The 22695-nt window shown below is 34.2% G+C and carries 19 protein-coding genes; 10 read left to right on the top strand and 9 right to left on the bottom strand.

The window, feature by feature from the left end:
• The first annotated feature begins 72 nt into the window (after nt 1–72).
• The 5 genes from ACYQ3X_RS02640 to rgy all read left to right on the top strand — a co-directional run bounded on the left by ACYQ3X_RS02640 (nt 73) and on the right by rgy (nt 8367).
• Nucleotides 73–483, top strand: a complete 411-nt coding sequence (locus tag ACYQ3X_RS02640) for an acyl-CoA thioesterase (protein WP_460180288.1) — start codon at nt 73–75, stop codon at nt 481–483.
• Entirely contained in the window at nt 480–1742 is a 1263-nt protein-coding gene (locus ACYQ3X_RS02635; protein WP_460180287.1) for a beta-ketoacyl-[acyl-carrier-protein] synthase family protein, read from the top strand. The genes ACYQ3X_RS02640 and ACYQ3X_RS02635 overlap by 4 nt, the downstream gene beginning before the upstream one ends.
• A complete protein-coding gene (locus ACYQ3X_RS02630; protein ID WP_460180286.1) occupies nt 1735–3369 on the top strand; it encodes a class I adenylate-forming enzyme family protein in 1635 nt (544 codons plus the stop codon). The genes ACYQ3X_RS02635 and ACYQ3X_RS02630 overlap by 8 nt, the downstream gene beginning before the upstream one ends.
• Nucleotides 3370–3404: 35 nt before the next feature.
• On the top strand, nt 3405–4778 hold the full coding sequence (locus tag ACYQ3X_RS02625; RefSeq protein ID WP_460180285.1) for an alginate export family protein: 1374 nt from the start codon (nt 3405–3407) through the stop codon (nt 4776–4778).
• A gap of 181 nt (nt 4779–4959) precedes the next feature.
• The gene (rgy, locus tag ACYQ3X_RS02620) at nt 4960–8367 is read left to right on the top strand and encodes a reverse gyrase (protein ID WP_460180284.1); all 3408 of its coding nucleotides are present in this window, start codon (nt 4960–4962) and stop codon (nt 8365–8367) included.
• 5 nt (nt 8368–8372) lie between these two features.
• Here the strand turns inward: rgy and ACYQ3X_RS02615 are convergent, their stop codons facing one another.
• From ACYQ3X_RS02615 to ACYQ3X_RS02575, 9 genes are read right to left on the bottom strand one after another with little or no spacing between them, the layout of a single operon-like run.
• A complete protein-coding gene (locus tag ACYQ3X_RS02615; RefSeq protein WP_460180283.1) occupies nt 8373–8834 on the bottom strand; it encodes a hydrogenase 3 maturation endopeptidase HyCI in 462 nt (153 codons plus the stop codon).
• The gene (locus ACYQ3X_RS02610; RefSeq protein WP_460180282.1) at nt 8827–9297 is read right to left on the bottom strand and encodes an NADH-quinone oxidoreductase subunit B family protein; all 471 of its coding nucleotides are present in this window, start codon (nt 9295–9297) and stop codon (nt 8827–8829) included. The genes ACYQ3X_RS02615 and ACYQ3X_RS02610 overlap by 8 nt, the downstream gene beginning before the upstream one ends.
• 13 nt (nt 9298–9310) lie before the next feature.
• Nucleotides 9311–10762, bottom strand: a complete 1452-nt coding sequence (locus tag ACYQ3X_RS02605) for a complex I subunit 5 family protein (RefSeq protein WP_460180281.1) — start codon at nt 10760–10762, stop codon at nt 9311–9313.
• Nucleotides 10759–11403, bottom strand: coding sequence for a hypothetical protein (locus ACYQ3X_RS02600; protein WP_460180280.1), 645 nt, complete (start codon nt 11401–11403; stop codon nt 10759–10761). The genes ACYQ3X_RS02605 and ACYQ3X_RS02600 overlap by 4 nt, the downstream gene beginning before the upstream one ends.
• Nucleotide 11404: 1 nt before the next feature.
• Nucleotides 11405–12319 (bottom strand): respiratory chain complex I subunit 1 family protein, encoded by a 915-nt coding sequence (locus ACYQ3X_RS02595; protein ID WP_460180279.1) that lies wholly within the window; start codon nt 12317–12319, stop codon nt 11405–11407.
• Nucleotides 12316–14379, bottom strand: coding sequence for a complex I subunit 5 family protein (locus ACYQ3X_RS02590; protein ID WP_460180278.1), 2064 nt, complete (start codon nt 14377–14379; stop codon nt 12316–12318). Before ACYQ3X_RS02590 ends, ACYQ3X_RS02595 begins: the two co-directional genes overlap by 4 nt.
• Complete coding sequence (locus ACYQ3X_RS02585) at nt 14379–15836, bottom strand: hydrogenase 4 subunit D (protein ID WP_460180277.1); 1458 nt, start codon at nt 15834–15836, stop codon at nt 14379–14381. The genes ACYQ3X_RS02590 and ACYQ3X_RS02585 overlap by 1 nt, the downstream gene beginning before the upstream one ends.
• Nucleotides 15837–15845: 9 nt before the next feature.
• On the bottom strand, nt 15846–16334 hold the full coding sequence (locus tag ACYQ3X_RS02580) for a 4Fe-4S dicluster domain-containing protein (RefSeq protein WP_460180276.1): 489 nt from the start codon (nt 16332–16334) through the stop codon (nt 15846–15848).
• A complete protein-coding gene (locus ACYQ3X_RS02575) occupies nt 16327–17952 on the bottom strand; it encodes an NADH-quinone oxidoreductase subunit D-related protein (RefSeq protein WP_460180275.1) in 1626 nt (541 codons plus the stop codon). The genes ACYQ3X_RS02580 and ACYQ3X_RS02575 overlap by 8 nt, the downstream gene beginning before the upstream one ends.
• 111 nt (nt 17953–18063) lie before the next feature.
• Between ACYQ3X_RS02575 and wrbA the strand changes: the two genes are divergently transcribed.
• The 5 genes from wrbA (at nt 18064) to ACYQ3X_RS02550 (ending at nt 22685) form a co-directional block, all read left to right on the top strand.
• Nucleotides 18064–18669, top strand: a complete 606-nt coding sequence (gene wrbA / locus ACYQ3X_RS02570) for an NAD(P)H:quinone oxidoreductase (RefSeq protein WP_460180274.1) — start codon at nt 18064–18066, stop codon at nt 18667–18669.
• Between the two features lie 257 nt (nt 18670–18926).
• A complete protein-coding gene (locus tag ACYQ3X_RS02565) occupies nt 18927–19505 on the top strand; it encodes a superoxide dismutase (RefSeq protein ID WP_460180273.1) in 579 nt (192 codons plus the stop codon).
• 9 nt (nt 19506–19514) lie between these two features.
• Nucleotides 19515–20138, top strand: a complete 624-nt coding sequence (locus ACYQ3X_RS02560; RefSeq protein ID WP_460180272.1) for a TusE/DsrC/DsvC family sulfur relay protein — start codon at nt 19515–19517, stop codon at nt 20136–20138.
• Complete coding sequence (locus tag ACYQ3X_RS02555; RefSeq protein WP_460180271.1) at nt 20138–21856, top strand: 2-oxoacid:acceptor oxidoreductase subunit alpha; 1719 nt, start codon at nt 20138–20140, stop codon at nt 21854–21856. Before ACYQ3X_RS02560 ends, ACYQ3X_RS02555 begins: the two co-directional genes overlap by 1 nt.
• On the top strand, nt 21834–22685 hold the full coding sequence (locus tag ACYQ3X_RS02550; protein WP_460180270.1) for a 2-oxoacid:ferredoxin oxidoreductase subunit beta: 852 nt from the start codon (nt 21834–21836) through the stop codon (nt 22683–22685). Before ACYQ3X_RS02555 ends, ACYQ3X_RS02550 begins: the two co-directional genes overlap by 23 nt.
• Nucleotides 22686–22695: the final 10 nt, after the last annotated feature.

The following is a 22695-nucleotide window of genomic DNA, read 5'->3' as shown; positions in this document are numbered from 1 at the left end:
TTGCGATATTGTCAAGTTAACAGAATCTCTAATACCTTTACAACAATTTTTTTTTGTGATATAATTTTTACCGTGAATTCGGAGGGTTTTATAGATGTTCCAGTAAGAGTTAAGTATGCTGATACAGATAATTTCGGTATTGTTTATTATGGAAATTATGCAATATTTTTTGAAAAAGCAAGGACAGAATATTTAAGGGAAAAAGGATACACTTATAAGGAATTGGAAAACAATGGATATCATCTTCCTGTGGTTGAGTTTCATGTTAAATATTACAAGCCTGCAACATATGATGATTTGCTTGTTATAAGAACTTCAATAGAAAGTTTAAAATCAAGAGGAATTGTATTTCGCTATGAAGTTTTTAAAGAAGAAGAAAAGATTGCCGAAGGTTTCACATATCATATCTGTGTCAACAGAGAAAATAAACCTGTTGCTCTTCCTCATTCTTTTATGAAAATTCTGGAAAAATCTTTAATATGAAACAAAAAGCTGTTATAACAGCAATGAATCTTATTACTCCTCTGGGAGTAGGTTTAGATGTATGCTGGAAAAGATTAGTTAATGGAGAATCTGGAATTAACCGAATTACATTTTTTAATCCTGAAAACTTTAAATGTCAGATTGCAGGGCAGTGTAATGATTTTTCAGCTGAAGAATTTCTTGATAAAAAAATAATATCCCGCTATGACAGAATGTTTCATCTTTTTATTTCAGTAGCTTTGTTAACAGCAGAAACATCAGGTTTTAAAGCTGAATCCGTTAAAGATGCTTTCAGATTTTCTATCATTGGAGCAAGTGCTATTGGTTGTCCAGCTACTTTTGAAAAAAATTATGGAATATGCATATCAAAAGGACCTAAAAAGGTCTCTCCTTTTTGTATTTTAAACTTAGCTGCCAATCCTGTTGCAGGAGAGGTAGCAAAAATTTTCAATGCTCGTGGACCACAGTATTTTCTTCAGGAAGCCTGTGCTGCAGGAACTAAGGCTATAGGTCTGGCTGCAAAATTAATTCAGATGGGAATAATTGACATTGCAATGGTTATAGGAGCTGATGCAGGCATAACACCAACGATTATTGCAACTCTTGAAAACATCGGAGCAATTGCTGCTGAAAAAGGAAATATGATGCCTCAACAAGCCTCAAGACCATTTGATAGGTTAAGATGCGGCTTCGTTCCTGCAGAAGGAGCTGGGTGCATCATTATAGAATCTTATGACCATGCCTTGAAAAGAGGAGTAATGCCTTTAGCTGAAGTTGCAGGATTTGGTGCAACCTGCGATGCCTATCATCCAACCGCACCAGAACCACACGCTTTAAGCATTGCTGAATGCATGAAAATAGCTTTAAAGGACGCAAGAGCTTCACCAGAAGAAATTGACTGTATTAATGCCCATGGGACCTCTACAGTTTTAAACGATTTAACTGAAACAGTAGCAATAAAAAAAGTTTTCAAAGAACATGCCTACAGAATCCCTATTTCAGCAAATAAGTCAATGATTGGACATATGTGGGGTGCTGCTGGAGTAGTAGAAACTATTTTTTCCATAAAAACAATCCTTGAAGGAATTATACCTCCAACCATCAATCTTGAAAATCCTGATCCAGACTGCGATCTTGATTATGTTCCAAATAAAGCAAGAAAAAAAGAAGTAAACATAGTTTTAAAAAATTCTTTTGGTTTTGGAGGTATCAATGCTTCCTTGGTATTAAAAAGATATAAGGAGGTCTCTTATGAGTAGTTACAATGTAGAAAGATTTAAAAAAATTTTTGAAAAAAATTTTACTTACCTGTGGGGCTTTTTAAGAAATGTTAAAAAATTTCCTGAAAAAGTAGCTCTTATTGATACAGATACTGCAAAACAATGGACATACAGTGAACTTAATAAAGAAGCAAATAGGTTTGCTTCCGCTTTAATTCAGGAAGGAGCAAAAAAAGGCGATGTTGTCATGTTTCAGCTTATGAATGTTCCAGAATTTGTTTTTATCTGGCTTGGATGTCAGAAAACTGCAACTGTAAGCAGTCCTATAAATTTCAGACTTTCTTCAGGTGAAACTGCCTATACAATAGATGATTCTCAACCATTGATTTTTATCTTTGACATATCTTTAAAAGAAATGGTAAAGGAAGCAATTAAACTTTCAAAACATAAACCAAAAAGATTGATTTATGTTGGACAGGGAGAATGTGAGTTTGCAGTACCTTATGAAGAATATGTAAAAGGAAAACCGGATTTTGAGCCAGTGGAACCTCCTCAAGAGGCTTATTCTGAAGTTACAAGGCTTTATACATCAGGAACAACTGGAAGACCTAAGGGAGTTCCTCTTAATAATATAAATGAAGTTTTAACAGCCATTGATGTAATTGTCAGCCTTGGACTGAATAAAAACGATATTTTACTTAATCTTTCTCCATGGTTTCATCGTGGAGGGATTCACATTGGAGGTCCAAATCCAGGACTTTATCTTGGTGCAACAATTGCATCAATGAAAGGCTTTTATCCAAAACCTGCGTTAGAAACAATAGAAAAATATAAAGTCACATTTATAATTGGTGTTCCTACAATGTATAAGGTTATGATGGAAGAACAGAAAAAGCATCATCATGATTTAAGTTCCTTAAGAGGAGTTGTAAGCATGGGTTCTCCACTTGACAGAGCACTCTGCATTGAGATGCAGAATATATTTACTCCAAACATATTCAACGGGTACGGCACTTCTGAAACATTCTGGAACACTCTCTTAATGCCAGAAGATCTTCCTCAGATGGCTGGAACTGCTGGCAGGGCAGTTTTATTTGATGAAGTTAGAGTAGTAAAAGTTTATGAAGACAGACTTGCAGAACCAGAAGAAATTGTTAAAAAAGACAATCAGGAAGTTGGTGAAGTTATTATAAAATCACTTAAATGCAGTTATGATTATCACCACAAACCTGAAGAGATAAAGAAAAAACTTAACAAAGAATGGTTTTATACAGGAGACCTTGCCACATGGGATAAAAATGAGTATATAACAATCGTTTCAAGAAAAGATGATATGGTTATTGTTGGAGGAGAAAATATTTATCCAATTCAGATAGAAGAAGTAATACAGGAGCATCCAAAGGTAATGCTTTGTGCAGTTGTGGGAGTTCCTGATGAAAAAAGAGGACAGGCTCTGGTAGCCTATGTTGTAAAAAAAGATGAAACCTTAACTGTTGAGGAACTTAAAAAATTCATATCAAAACATCCCATGCTTCCAGTCTACAAAAGACCTCGTTACTGGAGATTTCTTGATTCTATTCCAATGACAGCTACAGGGAAAAAACAACATTATAAACTTAGAGAACAAGCTATAGAAGATTTAAAAAATGGCTTACTTTTAAGATAATTCAGGAGGGGTAAGATGGGGTAATTATTTTATTTTTGCTCTTTTTGTTGTCTTTTCCTTTTTTTGCCTTTGCAATTGAACATGAAACAGGAGGTGCCATAAGACTCAGGCAGGAAATACTTGATAATTTCATTTACCTTGGAACAACCCATTCACCAGCTGATGATAGAAGCTATTTAAGATTAAGAATTCAGCTCTGGGATAAGGTTAAGTTCAATGATAAAATCTCTCTTTATGCAAGACTGGCAACAGAGCCAAGGTATTATGTTTCAGGTCCATATCGTGTTACTCTTGACAATGGAACAAATTTAAAAAGGCTTGATCAGGATGAAATCTTTATTGATAACCTTTATTTAGACCTTAAAAATCCATTCAACCTTCCATTAAATCTCAGAATTGGAAGACAGGATTTTCTCGGAAAAGACATATATGGAGAAGGATTTATAATTTTTGATGGAACTCCTGCTGATGGCTCAAGAAGTTTTTATTTCAATGCTATTAAACTTCAACTTATATTAGCTGAAGGGCATACTGTTGACTTTGTTTACATATCAGATCCTGCAACAGACACTTATCTTCCAAGCCTTCATCCTTCTGCATATGATACTGAAAAAGAAACGAGCAGACTTTATATAAACCATAAAAAAAGACTTACTGCAACTCATGAACAGGGTTTTTTGATATATGGAAAAAATAAACTTTCTCAAAAATTTACAGTTGAGCCATTTTATCTTTATAAAACAGAAGATGAATGGGATGGAAATCCTGAGCTTAATTTTCATACTTTTGGAATGAGAGCAGTCTTCAAGATAAACGATGAATGGTCATTAAGAGGAGAAATGGCTCGCCAGCTTGGTAAATACTCTGACGGAAAAGATAAAACAGGATTTGGTGGATATATCTTTTTAGCAAAGGCTTTTCCACAGGTAAAACTATCTCCAAAAATTGAAGTAGGCTTTGTTTATTTATCTGGAGATAATAGAAATACGCCTAATAAAGATGAGGCATGGAATCCTCCTTTTTCAAGAGCTGCATTCACAAATGAGCTATTTGCATATATAGTTATTCCAGAGACTTCATCAAAAGGAGGTCCAATGCCAGGTTACTGGACAAACTTAAAGGAAGTGCTAACAAAATTAATTTTAACTCCTTCCAAAAATGCGAATCTTTGTTTTTCATATCAGCATCTCTGGGCAGATAAAAAAACGAATTTTACAGGAACACTCCGTCAGATGTTTTCAAATGAAGGTTATGACAGAGGCCATATGTTAACTTTTCTTGGAACATATCAGTTTACAAAAAATATTGACGGACTTTTACAGTTTGAATACTTCATACCTGAAGACTTTTATACATCAAAAGCAAAAAATGCCACATTTATAAGATGGCAAATTCAGTATAAACTTTAAAAGGAGTCAGTAATATGAAAATTGATGTTACAACCTTTTACGGAATTATTATCTTTCTGTAGAGACAGGCTTGCCTTTTATGAAATTCCTGAAGCTATAATTTTATAGAAAGTCTTCCACAAACAGTGGGTGGAAAAATTCAGAAATATAAACTGAAGGAGGAGTATAAAAATCTCTTTATATGATTCCAGTCCTGTTTAAAAAGTTATGTCCTAACTGCGGAGGAGATATAACTTCTCAAAGACTGGAAAAAGGTCTTCCCTGTGAAAAATGCCTTCCTGATGAAGAGGTTGATCCCTGTAAATTCATAGAATCAGGAAATTATTATATAGAAATTTGCCAGATTAACGAACATGTTCAAAAGTGGGAAAACCATTTTGAAAAATATATAAAATCAAAACCATGGAGTCTTCAGAAAACATGGGCAAAAAGAGTTTTTTCTGGCAGTTCCTTTGCTCTTTTAGCACCAACAGGAGTTGGCAAAACTTCTTTTGGAATCTCAATGGCATCATATCTTGCAAGGGAAGATAAAAAGTCATACATTATTGTGCCAACAAAACTTTTAGTTGAACAGGTCTGTGAGCGTTTAGAAGATTTTGGACTTAAAGATGAGATTCTTACTTTTAATGAAACCACTGCAAAACTTAAAGAAAGATTAAAAAAAGAGGACTTCAAGGTTCTCATTACTACATCAATGTTCCTTTATAAAAATCAGGAAATAATTCCAGAAAACTTCAGTTTTATTTTTATTGACGATGTAGACTCCTTTTTAAAAACAGCCAAAAATGTTGACAAAGTTCTCCATTTACTCGGATTTTCTCCCTCTGACATTGCAAAAGCTTTTGAACTCATTTTACTTAAAGCAAAGGCTAATAAAACTGATACTGACTGGAAAAAAATAAATGAAATTCAGAAGGAGCTTGACAAATTAAAAAGTTACAAGAAAGGCGTGCTTGTGGTATCTTCTGCCACCAGTCAACCTCGTTCAAAGAGAATAAAAATTTTTCATGAACTTCTGGGATTTGAAATTGGCACTCCCACATTTTATTTAAGAAATGTTGTTGATGCCTTTACTGAAAAAGGTTCATTGGTTGAATGGATTAAAAAACTTGGTAATGGAGGGCTGGTTTTTATCTCTTCTGATAAAGGGAAAGAGGGAATAAATGAAGTTATAAAGGAATTCAAAAAAAATGGAATAAAGGCAATATCCTATGAAAATATAAATGATAAAGCAATACACAGTTTTGAAACAGGTAAAGTAGATGTTTTAGTGGGTATAGCTTCTTATAAAAATCCTTTAGCTCGTGGATTTGACATGCCCCATGCTGTCAGATACTCACTTTTTTATGGAGTACCAAAAATTGTTATTTCCTTAAAGTTTGAATCAAACCTGAGTCATCTTTTATGGGCAGTCTCTTCAATTCGTTCTTTTATCGTTAAAAAATTACCAGAATACACACAGAAAATAAACAGCTGGATTAATCAATTGAGAAAATTTCAATATCTAACCGAAGAGTTTATAAATTTAAAACCCTCTCTTAGCCAGAAAATAGACAGTTTACGAGAAGAAATCGGCAATTTTTTCTCATCAAAAGAAGTTTTGAATTTACTGAACTCCTCTGACGAAATAACACTTAGATTCACTGAAGAAGGCTATCTTATGATGATATCCGATGCTACTGGGTATCTACAGGCAAGTGGAAGAACTTCAAGAATGTATGCGGGTGGAATTACAAAAGGACTTTCATTAATTTTAGTTGATGATAAAGCTACTTTTAAACATCTTATGAGAAAGGTAAAATGGTTCAGTGATGAAATAAAATTTTTGCCTGTAGAGGAGATTGACTTAGACAGTATTTTAAAAGAAATTGATAGGGACAGGGCAAAAATTAAAGAGTTTTTCAGAATAAAGAAACATAAACACAGTAAAGATCCACTAAAACCTGTTTTAATTATTGTAGAGTCTCCAAATAAAGCAAGAACCATTGCAAACTTTTTTGGCAAACCTGTAAAAAGAAAAATCTTTGATCATGACATTTTTGAAACATCCATTGAAGACAGATATATAATGCTCACATCCTCTTATGGACACATTCTTGATTTGATAAAAAATGAGGCTTTTTATGGAGTATTAGTTGACAAGAACATTATTCCAATTTATGAAACCATTGAAGGTAAAGACTCAATAATCAAAAGCATAAGAAAAATTGCTGTAGAAGCAGAGCAGGTTCTTATTGCTACAGATCCTGATACTGAAGGAGAAAAGATAGGCTGGGATATTCATGAGATATTAAAACCCTACGTGAAAGAGATAAAGAGAATGGAATTTCACGAAGTTACTAAAAAAGCAGTAATTAAAGCATTAAAAGAACCAAGAGATTTTGATTTAAATCTTGTTAAAGCCCAGATCGTAAGAAGAATTGCTGACAGATGGGTTGGATTTGAGTTTTCTCAGTTACTTCAAAAAAATTTTGGAAAACAAACTCTTTCAGCTGGAAGAGTTCAAACTCCTGTATTAGGCTGGATAATTAACAGGGAAAAGGAATACAAAGAAAAAATCTATAAGGTTTTATTTTTCATAGTAGAAAATAATAAAAAACTAAGAATTAGTTTTGACTTTGAAGATAAACAGGAAGCCATGAAATTTTTTGCCAGTTTAAAAGAAGCTCAAATTGAAATTATTTCAGAGGAAGAAAAAATAGAAATGCCTCAACCTCCTTACAGAACTGATACGATGCTTAAAGATGCTGGAGATTTTTATAAATTTTCCCTGCCAAAAACAATGGAACTTGCTCAAAGCCTTTTTGAACTTGGATTTATAACTTATCACAGAACAGACTCTCAAAGAGTTTCTGATGCTGGAATTAATGTGGCAAAGGAATTCATAAAAGAAGAGTTTGGTCTGGAATACTTTTTACCAAGACTCTGGTCTGAAGAAGGTGCTCATGAATGCATCAGACCTACAAAAGCAATTGAACCTGAAGAATTAAGCTCAATGCTCATAACTGGACAGATTGAAGGGCTAACTAAAGAACATCTTCTTCTTTATGAAATGATTTTTAAAAGATTTATTGCAAGCCAGATGAAACCAGTTAAGTCTAAATACAGAGAAATTCTAATCAAAGCATTGGATAAACAACAAAAAATGAACTTGCGGACAGAGATAATTGAAGACGGCTGGAACAAAATTTTAAAAATTGACACTTATCCTGAAGTAGAAGGTATTTTTAATGTAGAAAATACAAAACAAATCAAACAACAACCAAAGGTTTATCTTTACACTTACAGTGAGCTTGTAGCAAAAATGAAGGAAAAGGGAATTGGAAGACCTTCAACCTATGCCAGCATTGTTGAAAAACTCCTTGATAGAAAATATATCTTTGAATCAAAAGGGTTTTTAATTCCTACAGAACTTGGTAAAACCGTGTATTTTTATTTAAATCAAAAGGAAGAGATAAAAAGCTTTCTTTCCGAAGAATTTACAGAACAGCTTGAATCATTTATGGATAAAGTAGAAGAAGGCATTGTTGATTATGAGAGACTGCTTCATGACTTATATAAAAAGATTCTAAAAACAAGAAAACATTGAAAATTCTACTTTTTTAAAGCTTGAATTAAAATATTTTTTAAAATTTCTGCAACACTTAAAACTTTTTCACTCACTGGTTTTCCAAAGTCCGTATTTTCAGGCTTTATACCAATTATAAAAATTTGTGTTTTGATTTTTGATTTTATATATTCAATACACATTTTAAGATTGCTCTGATGACTTGAGACTCCTGTATGATGCAAATTTTCTTCTTTTAAAAAAACTACAGAACCAGGTTCATGATTCATATACACAGCATCAATAAAAATAACTGTATCTGGTTTATGCTGGATTATTTTGTCAATAAATCTCTCAGTTTGATCTTCACAGTCAATCAAAGTTGCATTTATTTTTTCGTTATTTAGTGCTTTTACAATATATGAGCCAATTGCATCATCTCCTCTCAAAGGATTTCCTATTCCTGCAATTAAAACCTTTCCTTTAATGTTTTTTAAAAATTCATTCAATTCCAATTTGTTCTGCCACAAGAGGTTTTATTTTCTTTTTTGATATTCCAACTACTTGAGCAATTCCAAAAAGAATTGCCTCAGGACGGGGAGGACATCCTGGGATATATAAATTTACAGGAACTACTTTATCAACTCCACCAACTACATTGTAGGTGTCAAACCATATTCCACCTGCTGTTGCACAGGAGCCAAGAGCAATAACAATCTTTGGCTCAGGAGTTGCTTCATAAACTGATTTAACAAACTCTACAGTAGGTCTTGTTACAGGACCTGAAATAACAAGTGCATCTGCATGACGGGGAGAACTTACTACTTTCATCCCAAATCTCTCAATATCATAGTAGGGAGTAAGTACATCAAGAAGTTCTATATCACAGCCATTGCATGCTCCTGTGTTTACATGAAATATCCATATTGATTTTTTAAGTGCCTTTTGAGCTAATTTTTTAAGCAAAGACATCTTATAACCTCCTTTAGCCAGCGATTTTTATAATTCCTTTTGCTGCCATATCAATCACAGGATAAATAATTTCTGGATATATTCCAAAAATTATTATCAGTACACCGAATACTCCGGTACAAAATATCATTGAAAAAGGCACTGAGGTTGTAAAAACTTCTATTTTTTCATTTTTCTCCCAGAATATTGATATTGCTGTCCTTAAAAGAGCAATTGCACAGATAAACTCCGATAAAATTAAGACTATTGATACCCATAAAAAACCTTCATTAGCAATAGCAATAAATATTGTAACTGAACTCAAAAAGCTTGCAAAAAGTGGCATTCCTCCTGCTGCCAGTGAACCAATGAAAAATAATATAGTTATTGCAGGCATTTTCCCTATTGATTTCTTTATTTCCTCAATTTTTCTGCTTCCAATACCATAAATTATTGCACCTGCTGAAAAGAATAAAATCCCTTTCATAATGGTATGATTTATAATATGAAAAATGCCTCCGAATAATCCCTCATAACTTTTCAAAGCTAAGGCTGATGCTATAAATCCCATCTCACTTATGCTTATGTAGGCAATCAATTTTTTGATATCCCTTTGATTAAATGCAAGGATAGCACCAATCAACATGCTTAATGATGAAAGGGTTACTACGAGAATCTTTATTTCTTCATAGTTAAAAGAGAATATTGTTACTGTGCGGGCTAATCCATAAAATCCAAGTTTTGTTACTGCCCCAGCTAAAAATACTGTTACAGCTGACGGAGATTCTGAATATGAGTCAGGCAACCATAGATGGAATGGAATTAATCCTGCTTTTGTAAAGAATCCCACAATAAATAAAAATGCAGATAAAAGGGCAATATTTCGTGGTAAATTTTTAACTACTTCTCCAATATTGCTTATCATTACAGGTTTTTCAGCTATATAGAAAAGTAGAATAATTCCGAGCAAACTGAAAAGAATTCCCACATTAACTAAAATTAGATATTTAAAACCTGCTTTTAGTGATTCCTTATTTAAGTTGAAAACAATAAGATAAACTGAAAGAATACTGCTCAATTCAAGTGCAATATAAAGCCAGAAAAGATTATTCAAAGTGAATGCAAGATTCATAAATGCTGTGCTGATAAGTATCACACTGTAATAGAGATGAAAGCTTTCTTTTCTGTGATTGTAAACTCTAACAATATATTTTGGTGAATATAAAATTACCATTAAAGCAACAAATTCAACCATTAACTGCATGAGCAGGCTTAATCCATCAATGTAAAAGATTTCTCCAGAAAATAGAGATTTTCCATTCGATGAAACTAATGAAATCAAAGTCAGCACCGTTGACAGCATAGCTAAAATTATTGAAAAAGTGGAAATCAATTCCTTTATTAAAACTCTTTTACCAGAAAAAAGAATTATTAAAGAACCTGAAGCTGGAGCTATAAAACTGAGAGTGAGCAAAATAAAACTCATTGTTCACTCCTCTGAGAGTTTATTTCTTTAAATTTTCTCATTTCCTCTCTAAAAAATACTTCATTCAGCCTTACAGTAAGATAGACAAAAAATAGCACTACAACAACAAAATTAAAAGTCAAAGAAATTTCAATAAGCTTTGGCATATGAGGAATCATGCTTATTATCAAGAAATGAATACCGTTTTCAACAATAAAAAAGCTTATAATCATTTTAACCATGTCTTTTTTTGATATGAAAAGATAAAAGCCATAGATAAAAAGGGTTAATCCACAGGAAAAGCTTGAAAGCACCTGTGGCAGCTGAGATGCTTTGAATATTTCAACAAAATGAAAACCAACAGAAAGAACAACTATTGATAGAGCTATAGAAAGAGGATGGGATATTGAAGGTTTTTCTTCTGTTTCAATTCTGTTTTTAAGACACTTGAGTAAAAAAACAGGTATTAAAACAGCTCTTACAATTAGATCAACTACTCCTATCATATAAAGAGAAGGTATTTCAGAGATATAGCCAATAGCAAATACTGCCACAACAATAAAAAGAGAATGAGGAACAAGACTCAAAGTGGAAAATTTTAAGCTTTTAGCTTCTCCTGCAAGAAAAGTGAAAAATAAAATTATAATGTAGATTATTTTCATATTACACCCCTAAAAGAGCAAGAAATATAGATGTTAATGAAAAAAGAGCAAGCGTAAGATTATATTTCAGTGCCTGGTCAATTCTGAGTCTTGGATTTAAAGCCTCAATGAGAGTGCTTACAAATATAATTGTTGACACTTTTATCAATGCAATGCCTATGTTCAGTAAAGAGTTTCCTAACAGAGGCCAGGGAATAAAAATCTGCGTAAAAACAAGGCAGAAGAGAACCTGCCTTGACATATTAGCCCATTTAACACATGCATACTTTGGTCCGCTTAATTCAATCAGAACACCCTCTGCAATCTCCTGTTCAGCTTCAGATATATCAAAGGGAATTTTACCAATCAAAGCCTGAAGCGAAAGAAATACACAAACTGTTGCAAGAAGCATTGAAACATTTGGTCCACTGGCATGATACCATGTAACTATATCTCCAATTTTAAAAGACCCGGCGTTTATAGCACCTGTTATGAGAGCTATTGCAAGAATTGGCTCAACTGAAAGATGTAACATCATTTTTCGTGATGCACCAATGTAGGCAAAGGGATTTTCAGAGGCAGATGCGGTAATAATTATTGCAATTCCAACAACTGTAATTATGTAAATAAAAAGAAATATATCTCCCCAGAAGTTTAATGGAGGAGTTAATCCAGTTATAGGTATTAAAAGAGATGCCATACCAATGCTTACAACTGAAAGATATGGTGAAAGCCTGAAAAGTGGATTTATTGTTGATTTCAGGTCTTCCTTTCCCATTAGTTTGATAATGTCATAGTATGATTGAAGCGGAGGAGGTCCTATTCTGCTTTGAATCAATGCCCTTATTTTTCTGGTAAATCCATCAAAAAATGGAGAAAGGAGTAAAACAACGAATATATTTACAATTGATGAATATATGAGAAAATATGAACTCATAACTTTCCCCCTGAAAAATAAAACAGTAAAATCATAATGAGAATGCTACCAAGTATAAGCCATGCAATATATTTTTTCGTCATTGAGCTGTGTATTTTATAAAGTGATTCAAATATCTTTACCAAAATATTTGCTACTGGATAATAAAGCCATTCATCCGGATGAAGAATTTTTAAAATTTTTTCCGGTAGTGAGAGTTTTATTGATGGAGTTGTAACAGGATAAAATCCTTTAAATTGAATTTTTCCAATTCTGAAGCTCACAAGGTCTTTAAAGGGCTGATAAAAACTGTGTCCTATGTATGCTACTTCTTCAGGTGTATGTTCTTTCCCACCGTACCATGTCTCAACTTCTCTTTTAGGAGCCTTAGCATATTTTTCAAAGGAAAATATTAAAAGACAGAGAAGCAGCAAAGGAATCATAACAAAAACAGGAAACCAGGCACCCTGAGAATTATTTTTAATGAAGTTAATGTTAACCCCTGCAATATTGACTGCAAAAACTGAGGAAAAATCAGGTAAAGAGACTGATGAAGCTGCAGTGGCAATATAAATAATTTTTAAAGGAATCATGGGAAATAATCCTGTTAAAATACAAACTATTGCAAGGAACAACTGAGGCAAAACCATGCTCCATGGTAAATTTCTTTTTTCATCAACTGCTGCCTGAAGCTTTCCCATAAAAGCAGAATTTACAAATTTAAGAAAAGATGCTAAAGTTACTGCAGAGATAAAAACAGAGATAATTCCAAAAACTATAAAAGCTCCTCTTATCAGAAAGAATACTTCTGACTGTTTTGCTGACCAGATTGAGGATTCAAAAATAAGAAGTTTTGACATAAAACCATTAAAGGGAGGAACTCCAGCAATTGATAGAGAGGCAATCAGAGCGGTGATTGCTGTAAGAGGCATTACTTTCATCAATCCTGAAACCCTGTTAAGATCTGTAGTTGCTGTTTTATAAAAAATTGAGCCAGCATTTAGAAATAAAAGGCTTTTATAAATAGAATTATTAAAAACATGAAATAATCCTCCCACCAGTGCAACAGCACCAAGAAATGGATTAATTTTAATAAAATAAAGTCCAACACCGATTCCAAGAAGCATATATCCTACCTGTCCAATGGAATGGAATGACATGAGTCTTTTAGCTTCATCCTGTGTTAAAGCAGCAATTGTTCCAATAAAGATTGAAAAAACCCCAAATGCTGCGATAATAAATCCCCATATCTGAGTATGAAAAGAAAGAGGTAGCACAGAACAAAAAAATCTAAGGAGAGCATAAACTGCAAGCTTTGACATTACTCCACCAAAGAAAGAAGAAGCTGATGACGGAGGCTGTGGATATGCATTTGGTAGCCAGAATCCAAAAGGAAGCACTCCAGCCTTTGTAACAAAGGCTATGAAAAAGCAAAATAAAATAAAGTGAGCAACTCCTGGGTGATTGGTTATAATAAACACAAAACTTTTATTTATTTCATTAAAAGAAAAAGCATTGCTGTATGAATAAAGAATTACAGAGGCAAGAATTAAAAATGCTGTTGCCACATGAGTGGTAATAAAATACTGAAGTCCTCCTTTAATTGCTGGTTTCCTCTGTTTTTCAAAAACAACAAGAAACCACGAACTCAATGTCATAAACTCCCAGAAAAATATGAAAAACAGCATATCTTTCACAGAAACAACTCCCATAGATGAAATAAAAAGCAGCATTAAAAATGGATAAAAACCAGCTGGTGAATTTTCTTTATAAGCATTAAGATACTTCCATGAAAATAAAGATACGCAGAAGGAAATCATAGATATTATTAAAAGAAATAAACCAGAAAGAGCATCAATACTTACAAGAAAGGAAGAGTTTACCAGAGGCTTAATGGGAAAAACATTATCTTCAACAATTTTGTTTCCCAGGATTACATCTATGGAAAGGTAAAAAAGAGATGCTGAGGAAATAACTGTGAGAAAAACTGCTAAAAATCCAGAAAGATTTTTATTTTTAATAAAAGATGTTAATGCTGCTCCAGAAATCAAGGCTAAAAATGAAATATAAAGATATTCCATCAATATCCTCCTGATAAAGCTTTAACAAAGGGATAGCCAATTAGAGGTGAAAGCAGAGTCAAAATTAAAAGTATCATTAAACTTAATTTCATTGAGAAAGGAACATCTTTACCAGCTTTCATTACCTTCTCTGAGGCTTCTCCAAAGAAAACTTTGTGCCCCACAAAAATGTACCAACAAAAGGCAAGAATGCTTTCAAAAATTGCAATGATCCCAAATATGGTAGTAGCTGTATTTTTAATTTCAAAGGCTCCTGTAAAAATCATGAATTTACTCCAGAATCCTGAAAAAGGTGGAACTCCAATTATTGAAAACATACCAGTAAGAAAACAGGCAGTAAAAATAGGGAATTTTTCTGAAACTCCCTGAAGCTCTTTAATACTTTTTGAGCCTGTTGCATAGGCAATTGCACCAACTGAAAGAAAAAGCAGTCCCTTGGCAAACCCATGGTTAATAATATGAAAAATTCCTCCAGAGCATGCTGTTTTAGACCCATAGATTCCAACAGATACACCAAGAAGAATATAACCAAGATGTCCTATGGTTGAATATGCAAGCAGTTTTTTCAGGTCATCCTGAAAATAGTATAAAATTACAGAAAGCATCATTGTTGAAATAGCAATAATTCCCACAATAAAGGCTTCATTTTCTGTAAAAGAAAAGTTAGAAAGATAGATTCTTGCTATCAAATAAACGCCTGCTTTAACCATTGCTGCTGCATGAAGATAGGCACTTACTGGTGTTGGAGCAACCATTGCATCAGGTAACCAGGTAAAAAGGGGTATCTGAGCTGACTTTGCAGTGGCAGCAAAAAATAAAAGAACAAAAACAATAAACTTACTGGATAAAGATAGTGAATCAATTACTGAAAAATCAAAAGATTTTGCCTGAGAATACATTAAAGCAAGAGCAATTAAAAAGCCAATTCCTCCAATGTGTGTCATTATGAATGCCTTTAATCCAGAAAAAAGAGCCTTTTTTTCTCTTGTATATGAAATCAATGCCCATGAACATAGAGTTGTTATTTCCCAGAAGAAAAATAACTGTAAAAAATTGACAGCTGTAACAACTCCAACCATTGCACCTATAAAAAGGAGCATAAGAAAGTAATAACTTCCGTAAGGTTTGTAGAAGGGATGATCAACATTTAAAGGAGACATATATCCACAGGAGTATAAAACTACAAAAAAGCCAATTACAGTTATAAGAATAAGTAAAATTGATGTAAGAGGATCACAAAAAAGTCCGAAACTCAACTCAGCATGCAACCATTTAAATAGTGAAAAACTATAATAAACTCTGATTGTTGAATGAAATGTCTCAAAAATACTTAATAAGCTGAATAAAAGTGTAATCAGAGAAAATACAGAAGCAATGAAGTATGCTTTATTTTTAAAAGTATAAGATAGTAATGCTCCGATAAATGGTGTAATCAATGTTAAATAAAGAAAATCCATGCTAACTCCTTATGAAGCTGCTTTTCTTCTGCATTCAGGGCATATTTTAAGTTTATTAATCTGTTCCTCGCTTTTGTACTGAAGCCTTTCAATTTGCTTTTTTAACATATTCAATGAAATAAAGGGTTTCCCACAAACAATGCATCTTACCATCTTTATTTTTATAATAATCTCAAGGTCATTTTTGTTGTCAGTAGCAAGTTCATACTCATGGGTAATTCTGATTGCTTTCTCTGGACAAGAAGCAGCACATCTTCCACAATATATACATCTGCCTGATGAAAACATCACAATTCTTTCATCCTCATGATTTTCAGTAGTTATTAATCTTGAAGGACATGTTCTTACACAGTTTCCACAACCTATACATTTATCTGGGTCAACCTCAAGCCTTCCTCTCAGATTTTCAGGCGGAGTTACTGGAACAAATGGATAGGGTCTTGTGATTTTTTTATGTCTTGATGAAAGTAAAAGTGCCTTTATTTTACTTTTAAACATTTTTTAATTCCTCTGCTGTGTAAACCTTTATAGAATGTTTTTTTAAATCAAAAACTTCATATCTTTCAGTACAGGAAAAACACGGGTCAATACTTCCAATAATTAAAGGAGCATCGGCTATTGAAGCTCCTTTAAGCATAACAGAAAGAGCCTGATAATTCTGATATGATGGAGCTCTCACACTCCATCTGTAAGGTCTTCCATCAGGTCCTGTCATAACATAGTGAAAAAGCTGTCCTCTTGGTGCTTCAATGTAAGATATTGCTTCTTTCCATGGTTCAATTTTTGAGACTTTTACTGATGTTTGTCCTTCAGGAATATTTTCAATAATCTGCTTGAGAATGCTTATTGAAATTAAGATTTCTTCCAATCTTACAAGAGTCCTTGCCCATACATCTCCTGCTCTATTTAAAGGAACTCTGAAATTCAGCATTGAGTAGGCAGCATAGGGAAAATTAACCCTCATATCAATATTTATTCCTGAAGCTCTTGCAACAGGACCACATACGCAGTATTTTTTTGCATCATCCTCCTTAAGAATCCCCACATTTTTAAATCTTAGCTGTATCACCTCATCATCAAGAATAATTTCTCTAAGCTCTCTTACTTCTCTTTCAATTTCTGATATTACTTTTTCTACGTCTTTGAGATGCTCTGGTTGAACATCAATAGTGACTCCTCCAACAATATTTATTCCATAGGTTTTTCTATTTCCTGTTATAATCTCGCATATATACATAACGGGTTCCCGAATTCTCCATGACTGCATGAAAAGCGTATCAAAACCAACAATGTGAGCTGCAAGCCCTATCCATAAAAGATGGCTGTGAAGTCTCTCAAGTTCAAGAAACATGCTCCGGATGAACTTTGCCCTCAAGGGAATTTCAATATTTGCAGCTTTTTCAACTGCCTGACAGTATGCACAGGAATGAACAAATCCGCAAATACCGCAGATTCTTTCTGCAAGAAAAGGAATCTGTTGATAATTCAGTGCACTTTCAGCAAGCTTTTCAATTCCTCTATGAACATAAAAACCTCTGTAGTCAAAATCAACAATCTCTTCTCCTTCAACAATTAATCTAAAATAAGCAGGCTCTTCAAGGGATGGATAAAATGGACCAATTGGAATAACTGTTTTACCTTCTTGTGGTTTCTTGAGAGGCTGAGGCTGTTTTGATTCTGGTGGCTTGTTATTGTAAGAAAAATCTTTTCTTAATGGATGAATTCCCTCTGGCCAGTTGTCAGGAAGAACAAGTCTTCTTGGATCAGGATGTCCCTCAAATTTTATACCAAATAGGTCATTACACTCTCTTTCAGCCCATATTACTGCTGGAATTATCTCTGAGATTGATGATATGGAAGGTTCTAAGGCATTCAGGGAGGTTTTTAAAATCACATTCATTTTTTCATCAATGAGAGAGAAAAAATAATTAAGTTCAATCTTATTTCTTTGATTAATAAAATCAATGGCTGTAAGATGAGTAAATCTCGCTCCCTGCATTACAAGCAGTTTTGCTACATCTTTTATTTGAGATGAATTTGTATGAATAACGAGATTTTCATCAGTGGTTTCAATTTTTTCAGATAGATCCATAATATTTTCTGTGATTTGCTTCATAAGAAAATTATTGCAGAAAAACTCATTTAATCTCAAATAACAATTATTAATACTCTGATAACATCTTTCTGGTATAATTTAAATGATCCAAAAAATTTCAGGGAGGCAACCATGAAAATTCTTATTGTCTATTACAGTACCTTTGGTAATACCTATAAAATGGCAAAATTGATATCAGAAGGAGTTAAGGAAGCAGGAGGTGAACCTGTATTAAGAAAATGTCCTGAACTCATTCCAGAGTCGGTTATTGCTTCAAGACCGGATATGCAGGCTGGTAGAGATATGCAAAAGGATATACCTGTGGTTAGTATTGATGATTTTAAAAATGTTGATGGATATGCTTTTGGAACTCCTACAAGATTTGGTAATGTATCTGCCCAGCTTAAAAATGTTATTGATCAACTTGGTCCCCTATGGATGCTAAAAATTTTTGAAGGTAAACCAGCTGGAGTTTTTGTTTCAACAGGAACAATGCACGGTGGACAGGAAAGCACAATTCTGACATTTATGACTGTTTTGCTTCATCTTGGATTTGTTATTGTAGGTGTGCCTTATTCTGTTCCTGATCTTTATCTTACAAAGGGTGGAGGCTCTCCCTACGGACCAGGTCATGTAGCAGAAGCTGAAAATAAAAGAGAAATTGATGAAAACGAAGCAAATATCTGCAAAGCTTTTGGTAGAAGACTTACTGAAATAGCTAAAAAACTTAAAAGATAACTTGCTGAGAAAAACTCACTTTCATAAAGATTTCTTAAAATATTGTGAACTTAATCTGTTGCTCAAAAAGTCTTAGATTTTTAAGTGTTGACGAAGAATTTTCTTCTTTTGTCCCTCTGCTGGTTCAAAATTGTTACTAAAAAACACTATCATCACTGAGGGCACTACAATTCTGAAGACAATCTAAAAAAAGATTGACATTCTGATTTTTATTTGATAATCTTTATTTAAGAAAAAATTTTTATCGGAGGTTAACTATGTCTTATGAGCCAAAGGATTATTCAAAATTAATTGGAATGCAGGGATTCAGTGAAACACTTCTTAAAAATCACTTTACTCTCTATCAAGGCTATGTGACAAATACGAATAAACTCCTTGACACACTAAAAACAATGCTCAATGAAGGAAAAACAGCAACACCAGAGTATGCAGAACTAAAAAGAAGGCTTGGATGGGAGTGGAATGGCGTAAGACTTCATGAGCTTTACTTTGAAAATCTCGGTGGCAGTGGTGTTTTTCCTCAGAATGGTAAACTGGCAAAGCTAATTAATGAAAACTTTGGTAGTTTTGAAAACTGGTTAAAGGATTTCAAGGCAACAGGCACAATGCGTGGAATTGGATGGGTAGTTCTCTATCAGGATATTCTAACAGGTAAACTTATAAATTTCTGGATTAATGAGCATGATGTAGGGCACCCCTCAGGTTGTAATCCTCTTCTTATTATGGATGTTTTTGAACATGCCTTTATGATTGATTATGGACTCAAGCGTGCTGATTACATTGAAGCCTTCTTTAAAAACATTAACTGGCAAGAAGTAGAAAAAAGATTAAAATAGGAGGAGTATATGGCTTACACAATTGATGATTTAAAAAACAAAATTCTTGAGATGTATCCTGAAGTAAAAGAACATGGCTTCAATATCAATATCTACTACAGTGAAGAAAAACAGGCTTACATAATCAGATTTCAGAAGGACACATCTGAATTGATTACTCATCTTGACAAACAGGATGCCGATGACTGCATGAATAATGTGAAATGCGTTTATCTTGGTGTTCAGATAGGTCAGTTCATCAAGAACTTTACTGAGAGAGAAAGATTTGAGAGAGAAAAACCTGAAGAGGTCTCAGAATACAAAGCAGTTGAAAAATCTGTTGCCTTTGATGATGAGGGTTATCTGAAAAACATAAATGACTGGAATGAAAAAGTAGCCCAGGCAATTGCACTCAGGGAAGGACTCGGAATTCTATCAAAGGATCAGCTTGAAATTGTTAAATTTATAAATGAATACTACAAAAAATACAACTACTTTCCAGTTCTTAATGCAGTCTGCAAAAATGTAAATCAGCCAAAAGACTGCATAGCAGAAAAACTAATAGACCCACTTTTAGCATGGAAGATTGCAGGACTTCCTAAGCCTGATGATACTCTGATAAACATCGTTAAATATGGCGTAACTCCAACATAATGGATTACACCATAAAAATAGGTGGTGAAGCAGGACAGGGTATCCAGACAGTAGGGGATGCTCTGTCCCATATATTTGCCCGTGCAGGTTACTATGTATTCACCCATCAAGACTATGAATCCCGCATAAGAGGGGGACATAATTTTTATCAGATTAGAATCTCCGATAAACCTGTAACAGCTTCACGAATTAAAGTTGACATAATCGTTGCCCTTGATAAACAAAGCATTATAGAGCATGAAAAGGAACTTAGCCAGCAGGGTCATGTTCTTTATGACTCTACCTTTCTTAAGGAAAAGTATGATAAACCCCATTTCCTTGATGTTCCTCTTTTTGAGCTTGCTCAAACTCATGGTGGAAGTAAGATAATGGCAAACACTGTGGCAGTGGGTGCTGTTATTGGCATGCTTGGTATGAATCCTGAGATTATGTATGAAATTGTAAGGAAAACCTTTAAGAAAAAGGCGGAAGAAGTTATAGATGCAAACCTGAAATCTGCAAAGGCTGGCTATGAATATGCCCGTAAGCAGTGTCTTACCTGTTCTTTTATGGTATCAGGATTTTCTTCTCCAAAACTTCTTATTACAGGTAACGAAGCCATAGGTTTTGGTGCAATTGCCTCTGGATTAAAGTTTTACTCTGCCTATCCAATGACTCCATCAACAGGTATATTTAATTTTGTAGCTGAAAATGCCAGGGATTTCGGTATAGTGGTTGAGCAGGCAGAGGATGAAATAGCAGCAGTGAATATGGCAATAGGTGCTTCCTTTGCAGGAGTAAGGACAATGACAGGAACATCTGGAGGAGGCTTTGCCCTTATGGTTGAAGGTATCTCTCTTGCAGGGATGACAGAAACGCCTCTTGTAATCGCCCTTGCCCAGAGACCAGGACCTGCCACAGGACTTCCTACCCGAACAGAGCAGGCTGACTTATTGTTTGCCCTTTTTGCAGGGCATGGAGAGTTTCCAAAGGTAATATTTGCTCCGGGAAATCCTGAAGAGGCAGTGTATCTTACCAATAAAGCCTTTGAACTTTCTGAAAAATATCAGATTACAGCTATAATTCTTACAGACCAATATCTTGCTGACAGTCAATGGAGCTATGAAGGATTTAATCTCACCAAGCTTAAATACAATGACTATCGCCTGCGAGGTGATGCATTCAGGAGATTAAAATATTATGCCCGTCATTCATTTACAGAAACTGGTGTTTCTCCTCTTGGAGTCCCTGGGGATTCCAGTCATCTTGTAGTAACAGATTCTGATGAACACGATGAAGAAGGACATATAATTGAGGATGCAGACACAAGAGTAAGGATGGTTGAAAAAAGGCTTTTAAGAAAAATACCTCTTATAAAGAAAGAGATTGAACCTCCCCTTATTTATGGAGAGATCTCTCCTCATATTGTGCTTTTATGCTGGGGATCAATGTATGGAATAGTAAAAGAAGTGGTAGATGAACTTTCTGAGAAATATAAAATAGCCATGGTTCATTTCAGTGAGATTTATCCACTACCTCAAGAAATGGGCTGGCTTGAAACTCTAAAAAATGCAAAGCTTTGCATAAACATTGAACAGAATTCAACAGGTCAGTTTGCAAAACTACTAAGAATGGAGACAGGATTTAGCCCTCATCAGCAGATAAATCGTTTTGATGGAAGAGCATTTACAGTGGATGAACTAAAGGAGAAGGTATATGGCTACATTGGAAGATTATAAAGGGAAAACGCCTGCCTGGTGTCCGGGCTGTGGAAATTTCATGATTTTAAAAGCCTTCAACGAGGCAATGGTTGAACTGGGACTGAATCCCTATGAATTTGTAATTGTCTCGGGAATTGGACAGGCTGGAAAGTTTCCCCATTACACAAGGTGTCACACCTTTAATGGACTTCACGGCAGAACTCTTCCTGTTGCAACAGGAATAAAGCTTGTAAATCATAGGCTAAAAGTCTTTGCAGTAGCTGGTGATGGAGACTGCTATGGTGAAGGAGGAAATCATCTCATCCATGCCATAAGGAGAAATATAGATATTAAGCTATTTGTCCATGACAATCAGATTTATGGACTTACAAAGGGACAGGCATCACCAACCACAATGAAAGGAGTGGTAACAAAAACTCAGCCCTTTGGAGTTTTTTCAGAGCAGTTTAACCCCCTTGCCTTAGCAATAGCTTTAAACTGTAGTTTTGTTGCAAGAGCCTTTGCAGGAGATATAGAGCATCTGAAAACTCTAATAAAAGAAACTGTCAATCACAAAGGCTTTGCCCTTGTTGACATACTTCAGCCCTGTGTTAGTTTCAATAAAATTAACACTTTTGAATGGTATCGTCAAAGAGTGTATAAACTTGAAAATGATTATGACCCATCTGATAGAACCAGAGCTTTTGAAAAAGCACTTGAATGGGGAGACAGAATCCCCATAGGCATCATATATAAATCAGAAATGCCTACCTTTGAAGAGCAGATTCCTGTAATTAGAGAAAAAGCACTTGTGGAACAGAAACCTGAGACTGAAAAACTTGAGGATTTATTAAAAAAATTTTACTGACATTCGGAGG

The organism is Thermodesulfovibrio sp. TK110 (genome assembly GCF_054658355.1).
This window is presented reverse-complemented; position numbering and strand designations above follow the sequence as displayed.

What these genes read in the sequence shown, in the direction of transcription:
- rgy (WP_460180284.1), top strand. Translation starts at nt 4,960, where the DNA reads ATGATTCCAGTCCTGTTTAAAAAGTTATGTCCTAACTGCGGAGGAGAT.
- ACYQ3X_RS02585 (WP_460180277.1), bottom strand. Translation starts at nt 15,836, where the DNA reads ATGGATTTTCTTTATTTAACATTGATTACACCATTTATCGGAGCATTA.
- ACYQ3X_RS02575 (WP_460180275.1), bottom strand. Translation starts at nt 17,952, where the DNA reads ATGAAGCAAATCACAGAAAATATTATGGATCTATCTGAAAAAATTGAA.
- wrbA (WP_460180274.1), top strand. Translation starts at nt 18,064, where the DNA reads ATGAAAATTCTTATTGTCTATTACAGTACCTTTGGTAATACCTATAAA.
- ACYQ3X_RS02550 (WP_460180270.1), top strand. Translation starts at nt 21,834, where the DNA reads ATGGCTACATTGGAAGATTATAAAGGGAAAACGCCTGCCTGGTGTCCG.
- ACYQ3X_RS02590 (WP_460180278.1), bottom strand. Translation starts at nt 14,379, where the DNA reads ATGGAATATCTTTATATTTCATTTTTAGCCTTGATTTCTGGAGCAGCA.
- ACYQ3X_RS02560 (WP_460180272.1), top strand. Translation starts at nt 19,515, where the DNA reads ATGGCTTACACAATTGATGATTTAAAAAACAAAATTCTTGAGATGTAT.
- ACYQ3X_RS02630 (WP_460180286.1), top strand. Translation starts at nt 1,735, where the DNA reads ATGAGTAGTTACAATGTAGAAAGATTTAAAAAAATTTTTGAAAAAAAT.
- ACYQ3X_RS02565 (WP_460180273.1), top strand. Translation starts at nt 18,927, where the DNA reads ATGTCTTATGAGCCAAAGGATTATTCAAAATTAATTGGAATGCAGGGA.
- ACYQ3X_RS02555 (WP_460180271.1), top strand. Translation starts at nt 20,138, where the DNA reads ATGGATTACACCATAAAAATAGGTGGTGAAGCAGGACAGGGTATCCAG.
- ACYQ3X_RS02610 (WP_460180282.1), bottom strand. Translation starts at nt 9,297, where the DNA reads ATGTCTTTGCTTAAAAAATTAGCTCAAAAGGCACTTAAAAAATCAATA.
- ACYQ3X_RS02580 (WP_460180276.1), bottom strand. Translation starts at nt 16,334, where the DNA reads ATGTTTAAAAGTAAAATAAAGGCACTTTTACTTTCATCAAGACATAAA.
- ACYQ3X_RS02605 (WP_460180281.1), bottom strand. Translation starts at nt 10,762, where the DNA reads ATGAGTTTTATTTTGCTCACTCTCAGTTTTATAGCTCCAGCTTCAGGT.
- ACYQ3X_RS02635 (WP_460180287.1), top strand. Translation starts at nt 480, where the DNA reads ATGAAACAAAAAGCTGTTATAACAGCAATGAATCTTATTACTCCTCTG.
- ACYQ3X_RS02595 (WP_460180279.1), bottom strand. Translation starts at nt 12,319, where the DNA reads ATGAGTTCATATTTTCTCATATATTCATCAATTGTAAATATATTCGTT.
- ACYQ3X_RS02600 (WP_460180280.1), bottom strand. Translation starts at nt 11,403, where the DNA reads ATGAAAATAATCTACATTATAATTTTATTTTTCACTTTTCTTGCAGGA.